This is a genomic window from Streptomyces sp. AF1A (assembly GCF_047340315.1).
GTDB lineage: Bacteria > Actinomycetota > Actinomycetes > Streptomycetales > Streptomycetaceae > Streptomyces.
The window spans coordinates 1-15,921 of the sequence record NZ_JBLEBI010000043.1; the positions used below are offsets into that span (position 1 = coordinate 1).

General features: G+C 72.4%; 13 protein-coding genes and 2 pseudogenes. 12 read left to right on the forward strand and 3 right to left on the reverse strand.

The features are described from left to right. Window positions 1-501, reverse strand: a pseudogene (locus tag ACLU3S_RS15195) (MFS transporter); the annotation flags it as partial. A 284-nt stretch (window positions 502-785) separates the two neighbouring features. Between ACLU3S_RS15195 and ACLU3S_RS15200 the strand changes: the two are divergent. The 11 genes and pseudogenes from ACLU3S_RS15200 to ACLU3S_RS15250 all read left to right on the forward strand — a co-directional run bounded on the left by ACLU3S_RS15200 (window position 786) and on the right by ACLU3S_RS15250 (window position 13,243). Beyond that, window positions 786-1,764 (forward strand): annotated as a pseudogene (locus ACLU3S_RS15200) (5-dehydro-4-deoxyglucarate dehydratase). Continuing rightward, complete coding sequence (locus ACLU3S_RS15205; RefSeq protein WP_413952366.1) at window positions 1,761-3,101, forward strand: glucarate dehydratase family protein; 1,341 nt, start codon at window positions 1,761-1,763, stop codon at window positions 3,099-3,101. Before ACLU3S_RS15200 ends, ACLU3S_RS15205 begins: the two are co-directional and overlap by 4 nt. A gap of 154 nt (window positions 3,102-3,255) precedes the next feature. After that, complete coding sequence (locus tag ACLU3S_RS15210; RefSeq protein ID WP_413952405.1) at window positions 3,256-4,320, forward strand: carbohydrate kinase family protein; 1,065 nt, start codon at window positions 3,256-3,258, stop codon at window positions 4,318-4,320. Window positions 4,321-4,561: 241 nt separating this feature from the next. Further along, window positions 4,562-6,721: a PhoH family protein gene (locus ACLU3S_RS15215; RefSeq protein ID WP_413952367.1), complete on the forward strand. Its 2,160-nt coding sequence runs from the start codon at window positions 4,562-4,564 to the stop codon at window positions 6,719-6,721. Window positions 6,722-6,733: 12 nt separating this feature from the next. Further along, a complete protein-coding gene (gene ybeY / locus ACLU3S_RS15220) occupies window positions 6,734-7,231 on the forward strand; it encodes an rRNA maturation RNase YbeY (RefSeq protein ID WP_413952368.1) in 498 nt (165 codons plus the stop codon). 7 nt (window positions 7,232-7,238) lie between these two features. Then, window positions 7,239-8,540, forward strand: coding sequence for a hemolysin family protein (locus ACLU3S_RS15225; RefSeq protein ID WP_413952369.1), 1,302 nt, complete (start codon window positions 7,239-7,241; stop codon window positions 8,538-8,540). Beyond that, window positions 8,537-8,896 (forward strand): MmcQ/YjbR family DNA-binding protein, encoded by a 360-nt coding sequence (locus tag ACLU3S_RS15230; protein WP_413952370.1) that lies wholly within the window; start codon window positions 8,537-8,539, stop codon window positions 8,894-8,896. Before ACLU3S_RS15225 ends, ACLU3S_RS15230 begins: the two co-directional genes overlap by 4 nt. Window positions 8,897-8,937: 41 nt before the next feature. Then, a complete protein-coding gene (locus ACLU3S_RS15235) occupies window positions 8,938-9,957 on the forward strand; it encodes a S66 peptidase family protein (protein WP_413952371.1) in 1,020 nt (339 codons plus the stop codon). 195 nt (window positions 9,958-10,152) lie between these two features. Then, window positions 10,153-10,506, forward strand: coding sequence for a cytidine deaminase (locus ACLU3S_RS15240; protein WP_413952372.1), 354 nt, complete (start codon window positions 10,153-10,155; stop codon window positions 10,504-10,506). Window positions 10,507-10,797: 291 nt separating this feature from the next. Next, the gene (locus tag ACLU3S_RS15245; protein WP_413952373.1) at window positions 10,798-12,126 is read left to right on the forward strand and encodes a beta-xylosidase; all 1,329 of its coding nucleotides are present in this window, start codon (window positions 10,798-10,800) and stop codon (window positions 12,124-12,126) included. Window positions 12,127-12,211: 85 nt separating this feature from the next. After that, on the forward strand, window positions 12,212-13,243 hold the full coding sequence (locus ACLU3S_RS15250) for a WxL protein peptidoglycan domain-containing protein (protein ID WP_413952374.1): 1,032 nt from the start codon (window positions 12,212-12,214) through the stop codon (window positions 13,241-13,243). Here the strand turns inward: ACLU3S_RS15250 and ACLU3S_RS15255 are convergent. Both ACLU3S_RS15255 and ACLU3S_RS15260 read right to left on the reverse strand, forming a co-directional pair. Continuing rightward, complete coding sequence (locus ACLU3S_RS15255) at window positions 13,137-13,475, reverse strand: P-II family nitrogen regulator (RefSeq protein ID WP_413952375.1); 339 nt, start codon at window positions 13,473-13,475, stop codon at window positions 13,137-13,139. The two genes, ACLU3S_RS15250 and ACLU3S_RS15255, sit on opposite strands and share 107 nt — an antisense overlap. After that, the gene (locus tag ACLU3S_RS15260) at window positions 13,472-14,812 is read right to left on the reverse strand and encodes an ammonium transporter (RefSeq protein ID WP_413952376.1); all 1,341 of its coding nucleotides are present in this window, start codon (window positions 14,810-14,812) and stop codon (window positions 13,472-13,474) included. Before ACLU3S_RS15260 ends, ACLU3S_RS15255 begins: the two co-directional genes overlap by 4 nt. A 139-nt stretch (window positions 14,813-14,951) precedes the next feature. Here ACLU3S_RS15260 and era point away from each other — a divergent pair, with 139 nt between their 5' ends. Beyond that, window positions 14,952-15,905, forward strand: coding sequence for a GTPase Era (gene era, locus ACLU3S_RS15265; RefSeq protein ID WP_413952377.1), 954 nt, complete (start codon window positions 14,952-14,954; stop codon window positions 15,903-15,905). Window positions 15,906-15,921: the final 16 nt, after the last annotated feature.

Here is a 15,921-nt window from a genome sequence, read left to right on the forward strand (position 1 = left end):
GGCGAGCGCGGTCAGCGCGATCGCGGCCGGCGGGAGGCCGTGTCCGGGGCCCAGGTGGGGGATCGTCAGGTAGAGGGCGCCGGCGAGCGCGGAGACTCCGAGCAGGCCGAGGGTGGTGACGCGGTGCGGATCGCGGTGGGCGGCGATGCCGCTCGCGGCGACCACGGTGACCGTGCCGGATCCGAACCCGCCGACGACCGCGCCCGCGACCACGGCCGGTACGGCCGCGGTGAGCGCCGCGGCGCCGTAGCCGAGGACGGCGAGCGCGAGGCCGGCGCGGGCGAGGGCGCGGGGGCCGATCCGGTCGACGCGGGAGGCGAGCAGCAGGCCCGCCGACGCCGAACTCAGCAGCAGTGCACTGCCGATGGCGCCGGCCTGGGTGGCGGTGAGCGGAAGTCCGCTGTCGAGCCGCCCGACGGTGGTCGGCAGCAGATAGGAGGCGAGGTATCCGGCCGTGAAGAGGGCGACGAGGGGCCAGGGCAGGGTGCGGGGGGCGGACACGGGCGTTCCCAGGGCAGACGGAAGGAGCGGCTCAGGATGGAGGGTGTGGGGCGACGACCGTCGACGGACAGGGGCGCGCGGAGAAGTTGTATCAAGCACGCGGTTCCGGGAAGAAGGCCGGAAGTTGTGATTCGGCTCACGGCCGCGTTTGTGATCTGTGGGAGGGGGTATAGGGCGGGCCCTTTCGTGCCCCTGCCTGCACCGATTCCGGCTCGTCTGCGATCGTCCGCCCTCGCGCCGCCGTTGACTGTGCGCAGGCGGTTATCTAGCCTCTGTTCTCATACATGGACAGTATTCATAAGGGGAGATGTCAGGTGGGCGGCGACCGGAGTCCGGGGGATGTGGCGCGGCGGCTGCGGGACGGGATGGCGCGCGGCGTGCTGTCCTTTCCGCTGACCGCCTTCCGCGACGACGGAGCCCTCGACCCCGACGGCCTGCGCGCGCATGTCGCGGACCGGCTCGCCGCCGGGCCCGGGGCGGTCTTCCCGGCCTGCGGCACCGGGGAGTTCTTCTCGCTGGACGAGGAGGAGTACCGCACGGTCGTGCGCGTCACCGTCGAGGAGGCGGCCGGCCGGACGCCGGTCGTGGCCGGCACCGGGTACGGCTGGGCGCAGGCCACCCGGTTCGCCCGGATCGCCGAGGAGGCCGGCGCCGACGCGCTGCTCGTCCTGCCGCACTACCTCGTCGACGCCCCGCAGGACGGCCTCGCCGCCCAGCTGGAGCGGCTCGCCGCCCGCACCCGGCTGCCGCTGATCGCCTACCAGCGCGGCCAAGTCGCCTATACGGCTCACTCGTTGCGGGCGCATCGCGCGCATCCCGAACGTCATCGGCCTCAAGGACGGCCACAGCGACCTCGACCGCCTCCAGCGCCTCACCCTCGCCGCCCCCGACGACTTCCTGTTCTTCAACGGCGCCGCCACCGCCGAGATCCAGGCCCGCGCCTACGCCGCCGTCGGCGTCCCCGCCTACTCCTCCGCCGTGCACGCCTTCGCGCCCGAGATCGCCGGCGCCTTCTTCACCGCGCTCCAAGGCGGCGACCACGGCGGCGTCGACAAGCTGCTGCGCGGCTTCTACGTCCCGTTCGTCGAACTCCGCGACCGCGCGCCCGGATACGCCGTGTCCCTGGTGAAGGCGGCGGCCCGGCTGCGCGGGCAGCGCGTGGGCCCCGTGCGCGCACCGCTCGCCGACCCCGCGCCCGCCGACCTCGCCGACCTCAAGGCCCTCCTCACCGCCGGACTCGACCTCGTAGGAGCCTCCCTGTGACCCGTGACCTGACCATCACCGAGGTGCGGCTGACGCCGATCCTGGTCGCCGACCCGCCGCTGCTCAACACCCAGGGCGTGCACCAGCCCTACACCCCGCGGCTGATCGTGGAGGTCGTCACCGCCGACGGGATCACCGGGCTCGGCGAGACCTACGGCGACACCAAGTACCTGGAACTCGCCCGGCCGCTCGCCGAGCACCTCACCGGCCGGTCGGTCACGGACGTGAACAGCCTGTTCGGCATCGAGCTCGGCGTGGACGAGTCCCGGATCACCGGGCAGGTCGACGCGGGCGGGCTGCGCGGGGTGCAGAGCGCCGACAAGCTCCGGCTGTCCGTGCTGTCCGCCTTCGAGGTCGCCTGTCTCGACGCCCAGGGCAGGGCGCTGGGACTGCCCGTGCACGCGCTGCTCGGCGGCAGGGTGCGCGACGCCGTCGAGTACAGCGCCTACCTCTTCTACAAGTGGGCCGCCCACCCGGCGGGCGTCCCGGCCGAACCGGACGAGTGGGGGGCCGCGCTCGACCCGGCCGGAGTCGTGGCCCAGGCACGGGAGATGCAGCGGCGGTACGGGTTCGGCTCGTTCAAGCTCAAGGGCGGGGTCTTCCCGCCGCAGGAGGAGGCCGCCGCCGTACGCGCCCTCGCCGAGGCCTTCCCCGGGCAACCGCTGCGCCTCGACCCCAACGGCGCCTGGTCGGTCGAGACCTCGCTGAAGGTGGCGCGGGAACTCGAGGACGTCCTGGAGTACCTGGAGGACCCGACGCTGGGCACGCCCGCGATGGCCGAGGTGTCCGCCGGGCTGAGGAGAGCGGCGCGCACCGCCTCGGACCAGGGCGGTGACGGGCGACGGGCCGGCCTGCCGCTCGCCACCAACATGTGCGTGACCACGTTCGGCGAGATCAAGGAGGCGTTCACGAAGGACGCCGTGCAGGTCGTCCTGTCCGACCACCACTACTGGGGCGGGCTGCGCAACACCCAGCACCTCGCCGCCCTGTGCGCCGCGTTCGGGGTCGGGGTGTCCATGCACTCCAACACCCACCTGGGCGTCAGCCTCGCCGCCATGACCCACGTGGCGTCCACCGTGCCGAACCTGCACCACGCCTGCGACTCCCACTATCCCTGGCAGTCCGAGGACGTCCTCACCGAGCGGCTGGTCTTCGACGGCGGACGCCTCACGGTCTCCGACACCCCCGGCCTCGGCGTCGAGCTGGACCGGGACGAACTGGCCCGGCTGCACCGGCGGTGGGCCGACGACGACGGCTCGCTGCGGGACCGCGACGACGCGGCGGCGATGCGGGTCGCCCAACCGGGCTGGCGCACGCCGGTGATGCCCCGCTGGTAAGCCCCTGCACGGTGCGCGGGGTGGTGCACACTGGCCAGATCCGCACCACCTCAGGGAGCGCACCGTGACCTCGTCGCACACCGTCGCCGGAGAGGAACCGGAACACCTCACGCCGTCGGGGCGCTGCCGGGCGCAGGTCGACCCGCTCGCCGCGCTGCGCACACCCGGCGATCCGCCCTGGGACGTCTACCTCACGGGCACGGTCTTCCTCGACATCGTCTTCACCGGCCTGGACTCGGCGCCCGTGCGCGGCACCGAGACCTGGGCCCGCGGCATGGGCTCCAGCCCCGGCGGGGTCGCCAACATGGCCACCGCGCTCGCCCGCCTCGGCCTGAAGACGGCCCTCGCCGCGGCCTTCGGCGACGACCACTACGGCGAGTACTGCTGGGACGCGCTGGAGCAGGGCGAGGGCATCGACCTCACCGCGTCCCGCGTGGTGCCCGGCTGGCACTCGCCGGTCACGGTCTCCATGGCGTACGAGGGCGAGCGGACCATGGTCTCCCACGGCCACGAGCCGCCGCCGGAGGAGCCGGCCCCCGACTGCCCGCCCCGCGCGCGTGCCGCCGTGGCCTCCCTCACGCCCGGCCGGCGGGCGCCGTGGATCGCCGAGGCCGCCCGCAAGGGCACCCGGATCTTCGCCGACGTCGGCTGGGACGACACCGGCGCCTGGGACCTCGCCGGGCTGCCCGACCTGCGGTACTGCGAGGCGTTCCTGCCCAACGCGGAGGAGGCGAAGCGGTACACCGGCGCCGACTGCCCGCGCCGGGCGGCACACGCCCTGACCGAGCACGTGCCGGTGGCGGTGGTGACCCTCGGCCCGGAGGGCGCGTACGCGGTGGACCGGCGCACGGGGGAGGCCGCGGAGGTGCCCGCGATCGCCGTGGCGGCACTGGATCCGACCGGCGCGGGGGACGTGTTCGTCGCCGGGTTCGTGACCGGCTCCCTCGCCGGGTGGCCCCTCGCCGACCGGCTGGCCTTCGCCGGGCTCACCGCGGCCCTGTCCGTGCAGGAGTTCGGGGGATCGCTGTCCGCGCCCGGGTGGTCGGAACTGGCCGCCTGGTGGCGGAAGGTGCAGTCCCTGCCGGCGCCGGAACAGGATCCGGCCGCACTGCGCCGCTACGCCTTCCTCGACACCCTCCTGGCGCCCGTGGAGGAGGGCGCCGAGGTCTGGCCCCGCAGACGCGCGGTGCCGACCATCGGCTTCCGCCCCACGCGCTGACCCCCACGCGGCCGGGCGGCGGCCCGTGCGCCAGGGTGCACGGCACGGGGCGGCCCGGGTGCGCCGGTGCCGTTCCTGACGGGTTCTGCCGGTATGCGCAGTCGTGATCCTCCGTCCCCGCCCGCCCCCGCGGAAAAGTCCTACGGCGTTGTCCGCCCCCCGTCGTACTCTGGACTGTGCGAGGCCGCCCTCAGCCATGCGGCCGTGACGAGGAGGAAGCGCAGGCCTTCAGCGCCGGCCCATGACACAGACACCCACAGCTCACACCCCTGCGCAGGAGCAGGCGAGAGCGCAGTTCACCGTCCCCGCCCAGCACCCCATGGTGACCGTGCTGGGATCCGGCGACTCCCTTCTGCGTGTGATCGAGAAGGCCTTCCCGGCGGCCGACATCCACGTCCGGGGCAATGAGATCAGCGCGGTCGGCGACCCCACCGACGTCGCCCTGATCTCGCGCGTGTTCGACGAGATGATGCTGGTGCTCCGCACCGGGCAACCGATGACGGAGGACGCAGTGGAACGCTCGATCGCCATGCTCAAGGCGAGCGAGAACGGGACGAGCGACGGCCCCGAGACCCCGGCACAGGTGCTGACACAGAACATCCTGTCCTCGCGCGGCCGCACCATCCGCCCCAAGACCCTCAACCAGAAGCGGTACGTCGACGCGATCGACAAGCACACGATCGTCTTCGGCATCGGCCCCGCCGGTACCGGCAAGACCTACCTGGCCATGGCCAAGGCGGTGCAGGCCCTGCAGTCCAAGCAGGTCAACCGGATCATCCTCACCCGCCCCGCCGTGGAGGCGGGGGAGCGGCTGGGCTTCCTGCCCGGCACGCTCTACGAGAAGATCGACCCGTACCTGCGCCCGCTGTACGACGCGCTGCACGACATGCTCGACCCGGACTCGATCCCCCGGCTGATGGCGGCGGGGACGATCGAGGTGGCGCCGCTGGCGTACATGAGGGGTCGCGCCCAACCGACCTTCACCAACGTCCTCACGCCGGACGGCTGGCGCCCCATCGGCGACCTTCAGGTCGGTGATCTGGTCATTGGCTCGAACGGCGAGCCGACACCGGTGCTCGGCGTCTATCCGCAGGGCGAGAAGGACATCTATCGTGTCTCGGCCCAGGACGGCTCCTGGACGCTGTGCTGTGGCGAGCACCTGTGGACGGTCAGAACCCGTGCCGACGTTCGCCGTGACAAGCCGTGGCGGGTGCTCGAGACACAGGAGATGATCGGCAACCTGCGTGCGGCTCACGCACGCCGGTACGAGCTGCCACTGCTCACGGCGCCGGTGTGTTTCCCGGAGCGTGAGGTTCCGATGGACCCGTACGCGCTCGGTCTGCTGCTGGGCGACGGCTGCCTGACCGGATCCACCACGCCTTCCTTCGCCACGGAGGATCCGGAACTGGCGGTGGCGCTTGAGTCGGCGCTTCCGGGTGTTGCAGTGCGGCACCGGGGTGGGCCCAACTACGCTCTGAACCGCGTGAAGCTTCCTGGTGACGTGGTCACGTTGGAGAATCCGGTCACGGGAATGCTGCGTCGACTGGACCTGATCGGCTCCCGGTCGCACACCAAGTTCATCCCCGATGACTACCTGCACAATTCGGCTGAGGTCCGGTTGGCCGTTCTGCAGGGGTTGCTCGACTCCGACGGCGGCCCGGTGACACAGAAGGACCGGACGTGTCGGATCCAGTACACGACAACGTCGATCATGCTCCGTGACGACGTGATCGCTTTGGTGCAGTCCCTCGGCGGCGTCGCGTACACACGGCGTCGGGGCGCTGAGGGGCGTTCGCCTGGTCTGGCCATGGGCCGGGAGGTCGTGCACCGCCATGACGCCCACATCGTCGACATCCGCCTCCCCGAAGGCATCGAGCCCTTCCGCCTGGCCCGCAAGCGCGACAAGTACCACGCGGCCGGAGGCGGCGGACGCCCGATGCGGTTCATCGACAGCATCGAGCCCGCGGGCAGGGAGGAGTGCGTCTGCATCCAGGTGGCCGCCGAGGACTCCCTCTACGTCACCCAGGACTACCTGCTGACCCACAACACCCTGAACGACGCCTTCATCATCCTGGACGAGGCCCAGAACACCTCCCCGGAGCAGATGAAGATGTTCCTCACCCGGCTCGGCTTCGACTCGAAGATCGTGATCACCGGTGACGTGACCCAGGTCGACCTGCCGAACGGCACCAAGAGCGGTCTGCGGCAGGTGCAGGAGATCCTCGAAGGGGTCGAGGACGTCCACTTCTCCCTGCTCTCGTCCCACGATGTCGTACGGCACAAGCTGGTGGGCCGTATCGTCGACGCGTACGAGAAGTACGACAGCAAGCACGGCACCGAGAACGGCTCCCACAAGCACGGTCGTGGCGGGTCCGGCGCCAAGGGCACCAAGGGGAAGTAGACCAGCACGACCATGTCGATCGACGTCAACAACGAGTCCGGCACCGAGGTAGACGAGCAGGCGATCCTCGACATCGCCCGCTACGCGCTCGCGCGGATGCGCATCCACCCGCTCTCCGAGCTCTCGGTGATCGTCGTGGACGCCGACGCCATGGCGCAGCTGCACGTGCAGTGGATGGACCTGCCCGGGCCGACCGATGTCATGTCGTTCCCGATGGACGAGCTGCGGCCGCCGTCCAAGGACGACGACGAGCCCCCGCAGGGGCTGCTCGGCGACATCGTGCTGTGCCCGGAGGTCGCCGCCAAGCAGGGGGCCGAGGCGCCCACCCAGCACTCCATGGACGAGGAGCTGCAGCTGCTCACCGTCCATGGGGTGCTGCACCTGCTGGGGTACGACCACGAGGAGCCCGACGAGAAGGCCGAGATGTTCGGCCTGCAGGCCGCCATCGTGGACGGGTGGCGGGCCGAGCGCGGCCTGACCGGGCCGTCCCCGGCGCCGACCGTCGCGTAACCGCCCCATGTCTGCGCAGATCGTCGTCGGCGCGGTCGCGCTGGTCGTCGTCGCCTGGCTCGCCGCCTGCGCGGAGGCCGGCATCGCCCGGATCTCCAGCTTCCGCGCCGAGGAGGCGGTGAAGTCCGGGCGGCGCGGCAGCGCCAGGCTCGCCCAGGTCGCCGCCGACCCCACCCGCTACCTCAACGTGGCCCTGCTGGTCCGCGTCGCCTGCGAGATGGCGGCCGCGGCCCTGGTGACGTACGCCTGCCTGGAGGAGTTCACCGCCACCTGGGAGGCCCTGCTGCTCGCCATCGGGGTCATGGTCCTGGTGTCGTACGTGGCCGTGGGCGTCTCCCCGCGCACCATCGGCCGCCAGCACCCGCTGAACACGGCCACGGTGGCGGCGTACGTCCTGCTGCCGCTGGCCCGGATCATGGGGCCGATCCCGTCGCTGCTGATCCTCATCGGCAACGCCCTCACGCCCGGCAAGGGCTTCAGGCGCGGCCCGTTCGCCTCCGAGGCGGAGCTGCGCGCGCTGGTCGACCTGGCCGAGAAGGAGTCGCTGATCGAGGACGAGGAGCGCCGCATGGTGCACTCGGTCTTCGAGCTGGGCGACACGCTGGTGCGCGAGGTCATGGTGCCGAGGACCGACCTCGTCACCATCGAGCGCTTCAAGACCATCCGCCAGGCCCTCACGCTCGCGCTGCGCTCCGGGTTCTCCCGGGTCCCGGTGACCGGCGAGAGCGAGGACGACATCGTCGGGATCGTGTACCTGAAGGACCTGGTCCGCAAGACGCACATCAGCCGTGACGCGGAGAGCGACCTGGTGTCGACCGCCATGCGGCCCGCCGTCTTCGTGCCCGACACCAAGAACGCCGGCGACCTGCTGCGCGAGATGCAGAAGGAACGCAACCACGTCGCCGTCGTCATCGACGAGTACGGCGGCACCGCCGGCATCGTCACCATCGAGGACATCCTGGAGGAGATCGTCGGCGAGATCACCGACGAGTACGACCGGGAGCTGCCGCCCGTGGCGGACCTCGGCGACGGCCGTTTCCGGGTCACCGCCCGCCTGAACATCACCGACCTGGGCGAGCTGTACGACCTGGAGGAGTACGACGACGAGGACGTGGAGACCGTCGGCGGGCTCCTCGCCAAGGCCCTCGGCCGGGTGCCCATCGCCGGCGCCTCGGCGGAGGTGGAGCTGCCCGACGAGCGCCGGCTGAGGCTGACCGCGGAGGCGGCGGCCGGACGCCGGAACAAGATCGTCACCGTCCTGGTGGAGCCGGTGCCCGTGCCGGTCGCCGAGGAGGAGGCGGCCGAGTGACCCCCGGGGAGCTGCGCGCCTTCTGCCTGTCCTTCAACGCGGCCGTGGAGGACTTCCCGTTCACCCCGGAGACCTCGGTCTTCAAGGTCCTGGGCAAGATGTTCGCCCTCACCGCCCTGGACGGGCGGCCGCTGACGGTCAACCTCAAGTGCGACCCGGAGGACGCGGTCCGGCTCCGCACCGACCACGAGGGTCTGATCGTGCCGGGGTGGCACATGAACAAGCGGCACTGGAACACCGTGACGGTGGACGGCGGCCTGCCGGACCGGCTGGTGAAGGAGCTGATCGAGGACTCGTACGACCTCGTCGTCGCGGGGCTGCCGAGGGCGGAGCGGCTGCGGCTGGACCGGCCGTAATCGGGTTGCCCGGGCCCGCCGGCCTGCTGTCAGAATCGGGCATGACCCTTCGCTTTCCGCGCCCGCTGCGCCCCGGCGACCGTATAGGCGTGACCTCCCCGTCCAGCGGGGTGGACGGGACGATGCGCGCCCGTCTCGACGTGGCGCTACGAGACCTCGAGAAGCGCGGATACGAGGTGGTCGTCGGCCGGTGCATGGACGGCTCGACGCACATCAGCGCGCCGGGGGCCGAGCGCGCGGCCGAGCTGACCGGGATGCTGACCGACCCGGACATCCGGGCCGTGGTGCCGCCGTGGGGCGGTGAGACGGCGATCGACCTGCTGCCGCTGCTCGACTTCGAGGCGATCGGGCGGGCCGAGCCGACCTGGATGGTCGGCTTCTCCGACATCTCCACGCTCATCGCCCCGCTGACCCTGCTCACAGGGGTCGCCACAGTCCACGGCAGCAACCTGATGGACACCCCCTACCGCACGCCAAAGGGGCTCATGTCCTGGCTGGACGTCGTGACGGCCCCGCAGGGGGAGCCGTTCGCGCAGGAGCCGCCCGGCCGGTACCGGACCGCCCGCTTCGACGACTTCGCCGGGAACCCGGAGATCCGCGACTTCACCCTCGACGCCGAGGGCGCCTGGACCCGGCTCGACGGCGACGGGGACGTGGACGTGGAGGGCCGGCTGATCGGCGGCTGCATCGAGACCATCGGGCACCTGGCCGGCACCCCGTACCTGGACGTCTCGCGGTTCGCCGGGGACGAGCCGCTGCTCGTGTACGTCGAGGCGTGCGAGGACGGCGCCTACACCATCTGCCGCCAGCTGCACGGCATGCGGCTCGCCGGGTTCTTCGACCGTGCGGCCGCCGTCCTCGTCGGCCGCACCCACGCCCCCGACAGCCCCACCCTCACCCAGCAGGAGGCCGTCCTGGACGCCCTCGGCCCGCTGGGCGTGCCGATCGTGGCCGGGGTCGAGTGCGGGCATGTGGCGCCGTACCTGCCGCTGGTCAACGGTGCGCGCGGGCGTGTGGTGCACACGGCCGAGCGCAGCGAGATCGTTCAGACGCTGGACTGATCCCGCGCCTTGCGGGTGCGGGCGTTCAGCGGGAGCGGCGTCGCCACCGGCGTGAGGCGGCGGCGCACCGGGCGGGGCTGCGACGCCCGGCCGGCACCGTGCGGACCCCGCGGCCGGGCCGACGTGGCCGGCCTCCCCGCGGGGCCCCGCACCCCGTGGCGGGGTGGGGCCGCGGTGGCTTCGTATGCTCGGGGCATGACCGAGAGCAACGCGCTGGATCCCGAGGACCGCAAGATCGTCACCCTGGCCCGTTCCGCGCGGGCCCGCAACGGGGTGCCCGAGGGGGCGGCCGTACGCGACGAGACCGGGCGGACCTATGTCGCCGGGTCGGTGGATCTCGCCTCGCTGAAGCTGAGCGCGCTGCGGACCGCCGTGGCCATGGCGGTCGCGTCCGGGGCGACGTCGCTGGAGGCGGCGGCGGTGGTGACCGAGGCGGATTCCCTGCCCGACGAGGACCGGGCCGCCGTCGCCGACCTGGGCGGCCCCGGGACGCCGGTGCTGCTCGCCGGTCCCGACGGCGCCGTACGGGCCACCGTCGTCGCCGGCTGAGGCGCGCCGGGGGTGCCCCTGTGCGTTCGGTCGAGGTCGAGGGCCAGTGGGTTCGTGTGGTCGAGGGCCGGGGCACGGGGTCGCCGTGACCCGCACCGCGAGTAGCCCGCGGTCGCCCGGCCCGGTCGTGTGCGACCGAGCGATCCGTTCCGGATGCCGCGGAAACCGACGGGAACTGATGGCCCGTCAGATTTCTGCGGCATCTCCATTGACTTCTCACGGCTGCTCCACATCAATGCCCCCTGTCGGCGCAGATGAGCCGCTGCGCCCACAACCCTCAGGAGGGGGCCCATGGGTCCGACACCCCGAAGATCCCGACGGTGGCGCTGGGCGTCACTGCTCGGGGCGACCGCCCTCGCGGTCACCGCGGGCGGCGCGCTCGCCTGTCCGGCCGATGCCGCCGGCACGAACGTGGACTTCGCCACGCACTGCATCCCGCCCGCCGTGTCGGGGCTGCCGCCGATCGACGGCACCACGACCGCGAGCGTCTCGGCTGACAACACCAGTCCCAAGGTCGGCGACACCGTCACCGTGACCTACACGGTGGTCACGGCCGCCGCCGGCAACCCGACCGACCTGGCCCTGCCGGCCGACATCATGACCCCGACCGGCAAGGTGACGCTCGGCGGCGCCCAGACCGGGGACGTCACCGTCGCCGGGCCGAAGAAGAACCCGCCGGTGCCGGGGAAGGCGCCCTTCCCGTCCTTCTCCATGACCGGCACGTTCACCGTCACCAAGGCCGGGCGGATCACCCTCTCGCCGGGCGACTACAACATCCACACCAGCTACATCCTGGAGCTGGACACGCCCTGCACGGTGACGAACCCGCCCGCCCCGGCCTCCGAGACCCTCACGGCGACCGACGGCACCCCGGCCAACACCCGTGCCATCTCGCTGGGTTCCGCGTCCGGTGACCCGGGCGCCAGTGTCACCGTCAGCGGCAGCAACTTCACGCCGGGCGCGACGGTCACCCTGGCCGGGCGCGCGGGGGACACCCAGACCGCGGACACCGCGACCGTGACCGCGAACGCCCAGGGCTCCTTCAGCGGTTCCCTCGTCGTCAACGACAGGACGACGACCGGGATCGTGGCCTACGAGGGCGGCTCCTGGAGCGCCGACAAGGGCGCGGGTCCCGCGGCCTACGTCGTCAACGACACCACGCCCGTCCCGCCCGGCAGCCAGAAGGTGACCACCACCGTCAGGGCGGGCACCCTGTCCATGTCCCAGGCCGGGGACGCCGTCGCGCTGTCGGCGGTCGACTTCGGCACGGGCGGGGCCTCGACCGGCAAGCTGCAGACCGTGACGGTCCAGGACTTCCGCGGCGGGCCCGCGGGCTGGTCCCTGACCGGCAAGGTCACCGACCTCACCGGTCCCGGCGGCAGGATCGACGCGGGCCGGCTGAGCTGGACCCCGTCCTGCGCGGCCAAGGCGGGCAGCCCCAGCACCTGCGCGGCCGGTTCCACCGGCGTCGTGGGCGCCTCGGGGGCGACCCTCGCCCAGACCTCCGACGGCACCCTCACCGGCGGCGAGTTCACCGTCGGCGCGGGCCTCTCCCTGGACGTACCGGCGTTCACGCCTCCGGGCTCGTACTCCGGCGTCCTGACGCTCACCCTCACCTGACACCGCAGGCCGGGCGCCCCCGTCGTACGACCGGGTCCGCACCCGCCCGACCACCACCGTCCGAGCCCATGGGGGGTCCGCACCCATGCGCAAGCCGTACGTCCTCCTCCTGAGCCTCCTCGGCCTGTTCCTCGGCCTGTTCCTCGGCATCACCGCGGGGCCCGCACGCGCCGCCGACAACGGCAGCTGGTCCGTCTACCCGGTCGCCTCGAAGCTCGCCGCGCGCCCCTACTTCTCCCTCTCGGCCGACCCCGGCCAGACCCTCACCGACAAGGTCGCCGTCGCCAACAGGACCGGCCGCCCGCTCACCTTCCGGCTCTACGCGGCCGACGCCTACAACACCGCGCGCGACGGCGGGTTCGCGGTACGGACCCTGAAGGAGCGCATGCACGGCGTGGGCGCCTGGGCCAGGCCGGCCCGCTCGCGCATCACCGTGCCGGGCCACCGGACCGTCACCGTGCCGTTCACCCTGCGCGTCCCCGAGGGCGCCGAACCCGGCGACCACCCCGGCGCGATCGTCGCGCTCGACGAACGGATGGACCCCGGCGGCGGACAACTGGCGCTCGGCGTGCAGCGGGCCGTCGGCGCCCGCGTCTACCTCCGGGTCGGCGGTCCGGCGCTGCCCGCGCTCTCCGTCGGGCAGGTCCGCATCAGCCACCACCAGCCCCTGATCCCGGGCCTGGGCGAGAGCACCGCCACCGTCTCCTACACCCTGCGCAACACGGGGAACGTCACCCTCCACCCCGAGGCGGAGCTCAGGGCGCGCGGGCTCTTCGACCGCACCCTGCTCGACCGCCGGCTGACCCGGGTGCCCTCCGAACTGCTGCCCGGGCAGTCGGTGCGGCTCTCCGAGCCCTGGCACGGGTCACCCCAACTCGATCGCGCGACCGTGACGTTGACCGTCAGCGCGCCCGGCACCCGGCAGTCGGCGGGGGCCTCCTACCTCGCGCTGCCCCCGCTGCTCGCCGCGCTGGTCCTCGCCGCGGCCGTGGCGGCCGGGGTGCTGCTGGTCAGAGCGCGTCGGGGCCGCGCTCGCCGGTGCGCACCCGCACGACCGTCTCCACGGGGACGGCCCACACCTTCCCGTCCCCGATCTTCCCCGTCTGCGCGGCCCTGACGATCGCGTCGATCACCGGCTCGGCGTCCGCGTCCGCCACCACGACCTCGATGCGCACCTTCGGCACCAGGTCGACCCGGTACTCGGCCCCCCGGTACACCTCGGTGTGGCCGCGCTGCCGGCCGTAGCCGCTGGCCTCGGTCACGGTCAGGCCCTGCACGCCGAGCTCCTGCAGGGCGGTCTTGACCTCGTCCAGCCGGTACGGCTTGACGATCGCGGTGATGAGCTTCATGCCTGGGTGTCGACCTTCCGGGTGGGGGCCTGGTGCGCGGAGGCGAGGACGGAGGAGCTGACCGGGGCGCCGTGGCCCAGGACGCCGTGATCGTATGCCGTCTCCGCGTGCACCGTAAGGTCCAGCCCGGTGTGCTCCTGCTCCTCGCTCGCCCGGAAGCCCATCACCCTGCCGATCAGCCTGCCGAGGCCGTAGGTCACCGCGAAGGCGTACAGCGCGACGGCGACCACGGCCAGGAGCTGCCGGCCGAGCGGGGCGAGCCCGCCGCCGTAGAACAGCCCCCGTGTGCCGCCGGTCATCGCCTTCTCGGCGAACAGGCCGATCAGCAGGGTGCCGATGATGCCGCCGACCAGGTGGACGCCGACGACGTCCAGGGAGTCGTCGTAGTTCAGCTTGAACTTCCAGCTCACCGCGTAGGAGCAGACGACCCCGGCGGCGAGGCCCACGACCAGCGCGCCGAGCAGCGAGACCGTGCCGCAGGACGGGGTGATCGCGACCAGGCCGGCCACCGCGCCGGAGGCGGCGCCCAGGGTGGTGGGGTGGCCGTCGCGCCGGTGCTCGACGAAGAGCCAGCCGAGCAGGCCCGTGCAGCCGGCGGCGAGGGTGTTCAGGAAGGCCGCCGCGGCGAGGCCGTTGGCGCCGAGCGCGGAGCCCGCGTTGAAACCGAACCAGCCGAACCAGAGCAGGCCCGCGCCGAGGACCACCATGGGCAGGTTGTGCGGGCGCATCGCGTCCTTCTTGAAGCCCAGCCGGGGCCCGAGGACCAGGCACAGGGCGAGACCGGAGGCGCCGGAGGTGATCTCGACGGGCAGCCCGCCCGCGAAGTCGAGCGCGCCCAGACCGGTGTGGATCCAGCCGCCCGGGCCCCACACCCAGTGGGTGACCGGAACGTATACGAGCAGCGCCCACACCGGGACGAAGACCAGCCAGGCCGAGAACTTCGTCCGGTCCGCGACGGCGCCGCTGACCAGGGCGGCCGTGATGATCGCGAAGGTCAGCTGGAAGGTCGCGAAGAGCAGCGTGGGCACGGTGCCGTGCACGCTGCCGGGCCCGAGGCCGCTCATGCCGGCCTGCCGCAACCCCCCGATGAGGCCGCCGCCGACGTCGTCGCCGAAGGCGAGCGAGTAGCCGGCCGCCAGCCAGACCACCGTGACCAGGGCGATCGACACGAAGCTCATCATCAGCATGTTGAGGACGCTCTTCGTGCGGACCATGCCGCCGTAGAACAGGGCCAGGCCCGGGGTCATCAGCAGGACGAGGGCGGTCGCGGCGAGCAGCCAGGCGGTGTCACCGGTGTTCACGTGCGCGGCGGCGGCGAGGGTCACGGGCGTCTCCAACGGTGTGGGGGCTCGTCAGAGGGTCACCGGTGCGCGTTTCGGGGCGCGTACGGGTGTGTTTCCGTGACGTTTCATTGCCTGAGTGTTACCGGAACCTCACGGTGCGGCGAGGCCTTGTGGATCAGGGAGAATGGGCGGCATGAGCGTTCGCACCCAGTCATCCGAGCAGCCGGCCGAGACCGTTCACCGCGCCGGCTTCGCCTGCTTCGTGGGCCGCCCCAACGCGGGCAAGTCCACCCTCACGAACGCTCTGGTCGGGCAGAAGGTGGCGATCACCTCCAACCGCCCGCAGACCACCCGGCACACGGTCCGGGGCATCGTGCACCGCCCCGACGCCCAGCTCATCCTGGTCGACACCCCCGGCCTCCACAAGCCGCGCACCCTGCTCGGCGAGCGCCTCAACGACGTCGTGCGCACGACGTGGGCCGAGGTCGACGTGATCGGCTTCTGCCTGCCGGCCGACCAGAAGATCGGCCCGGGCGACCGCTTCATCGCCAAGGAGCTGGCCGGGATCAGGAAGACACCCAAGGTCGCGATCGTCACCAAGACCGACCTCGTGGACCCCAAGACCCTCGCCGAGCAGCTGATCGCCATCGACGCGCTGGGCAAGGAACTGGGCATCGAGTGGGCCGAGATCGTCCCGGTGTCGGCGGTGGGCGCCCGCCAGGTCGACCTGCTGGCCGATCTGCTGATCCCGCTGCTCCCCGAGGGCCCGGCGCTCTACCCCGAGGGCGACCTGACGGACGAGCCCGAGCAGGTGATGGTGGCCGAGCTGATCCGCGAGGCCGCCCTGGAGGGCGTCCGGGACGAACTGCCCCACTCCATCGCGGTCGTCGTCGAGGAGATGCTCCCGCGCGAGGACCGCCCCGCGGACCGCCCCCTCCTCGACATCCACGCCAACGTCTACATCGAGCGCCCCAGCCAGAAGGGCATCATCATCGGCCCCAAGGGCAAGCGCCTGAAGGAGGTCGGCATCAAGTCCCGCAAGCACATCGAGGCGCTGCTGGGCACGCCGGTCTTCCTGGACCTGCATGTGAAGGTGGCCAAGGACTGGCAGCGGGACCCCAAGCAGCTGCGCCGGCTGGGGTTCTGACCCACGACGAGGCGTT

Bases quoted from the DNA above. Each gene is read 5' to 3' on its own strand.
- ACLU3S_RS15215 (WP_413952367.1), top strand. From the start codon at position 4,562: ATGACACAGACACCCACAGCTCACACCCCTGCGCAGGAGCAGGCGAGA.
- ybeY (WP_413952368.1), top strand. From the start codon at position 6,734: ATGTCGATCGACGTCAACAACGAGTCCGGCACCGAGGTAGACGAGCAG.
- ACLU3S_RS15225 (WP_413952369.1), top strand. From the start codon at position 7,239: ATGTCTGCGCAGATCGTCGTCGGCGCGGTCGCGCTGGTCGTCGTCGCC.
- ACLU3S_RS15235 (WP_413952371.1), top strand. From the start codon at position 8,938: ATGACCCTTCGCTTTCCGCGCCCGCTGCGCCCCGGCGACCGTATAGGC.
- ACLU3S_RS15240 (WP_413952372.1), top strand. From the start codon at position 10,153: ATGACCGAGAGCAACGCGCTGGATCCCGAGGACCGCAAGATCGTCACC.
- ACLU3S_RS15245 (WP_413952373.1), top strand. From the start codon at position 10,798: ATGGGTCCGACACCCCGAAGATCCCGACGGTGGCGCTGGGCGTCACTG.
- ACLU3S_RS15250 (WP_413952374.1), top strand. From the start codon at position 12,212: ATGCGCAAGCCGTACGTCCTCCTCCTGAGCCTCCTCGGCCTGTTCCTC.
- ACLU3S_RS15255 (WP_413952375.1), bottom strand. From the start codon at position 13,475: ATGAAGCTCATCACCGCGATCGTCAAGCCGTACCGGCTGGACGAGGTC.
- era (WP_413952377.1), top strand. From the start codon at position 14,952: ATGAGCGTTCGCACCCAGTCATCCGAGCAGCCGGCCGAGACCGTTCAC.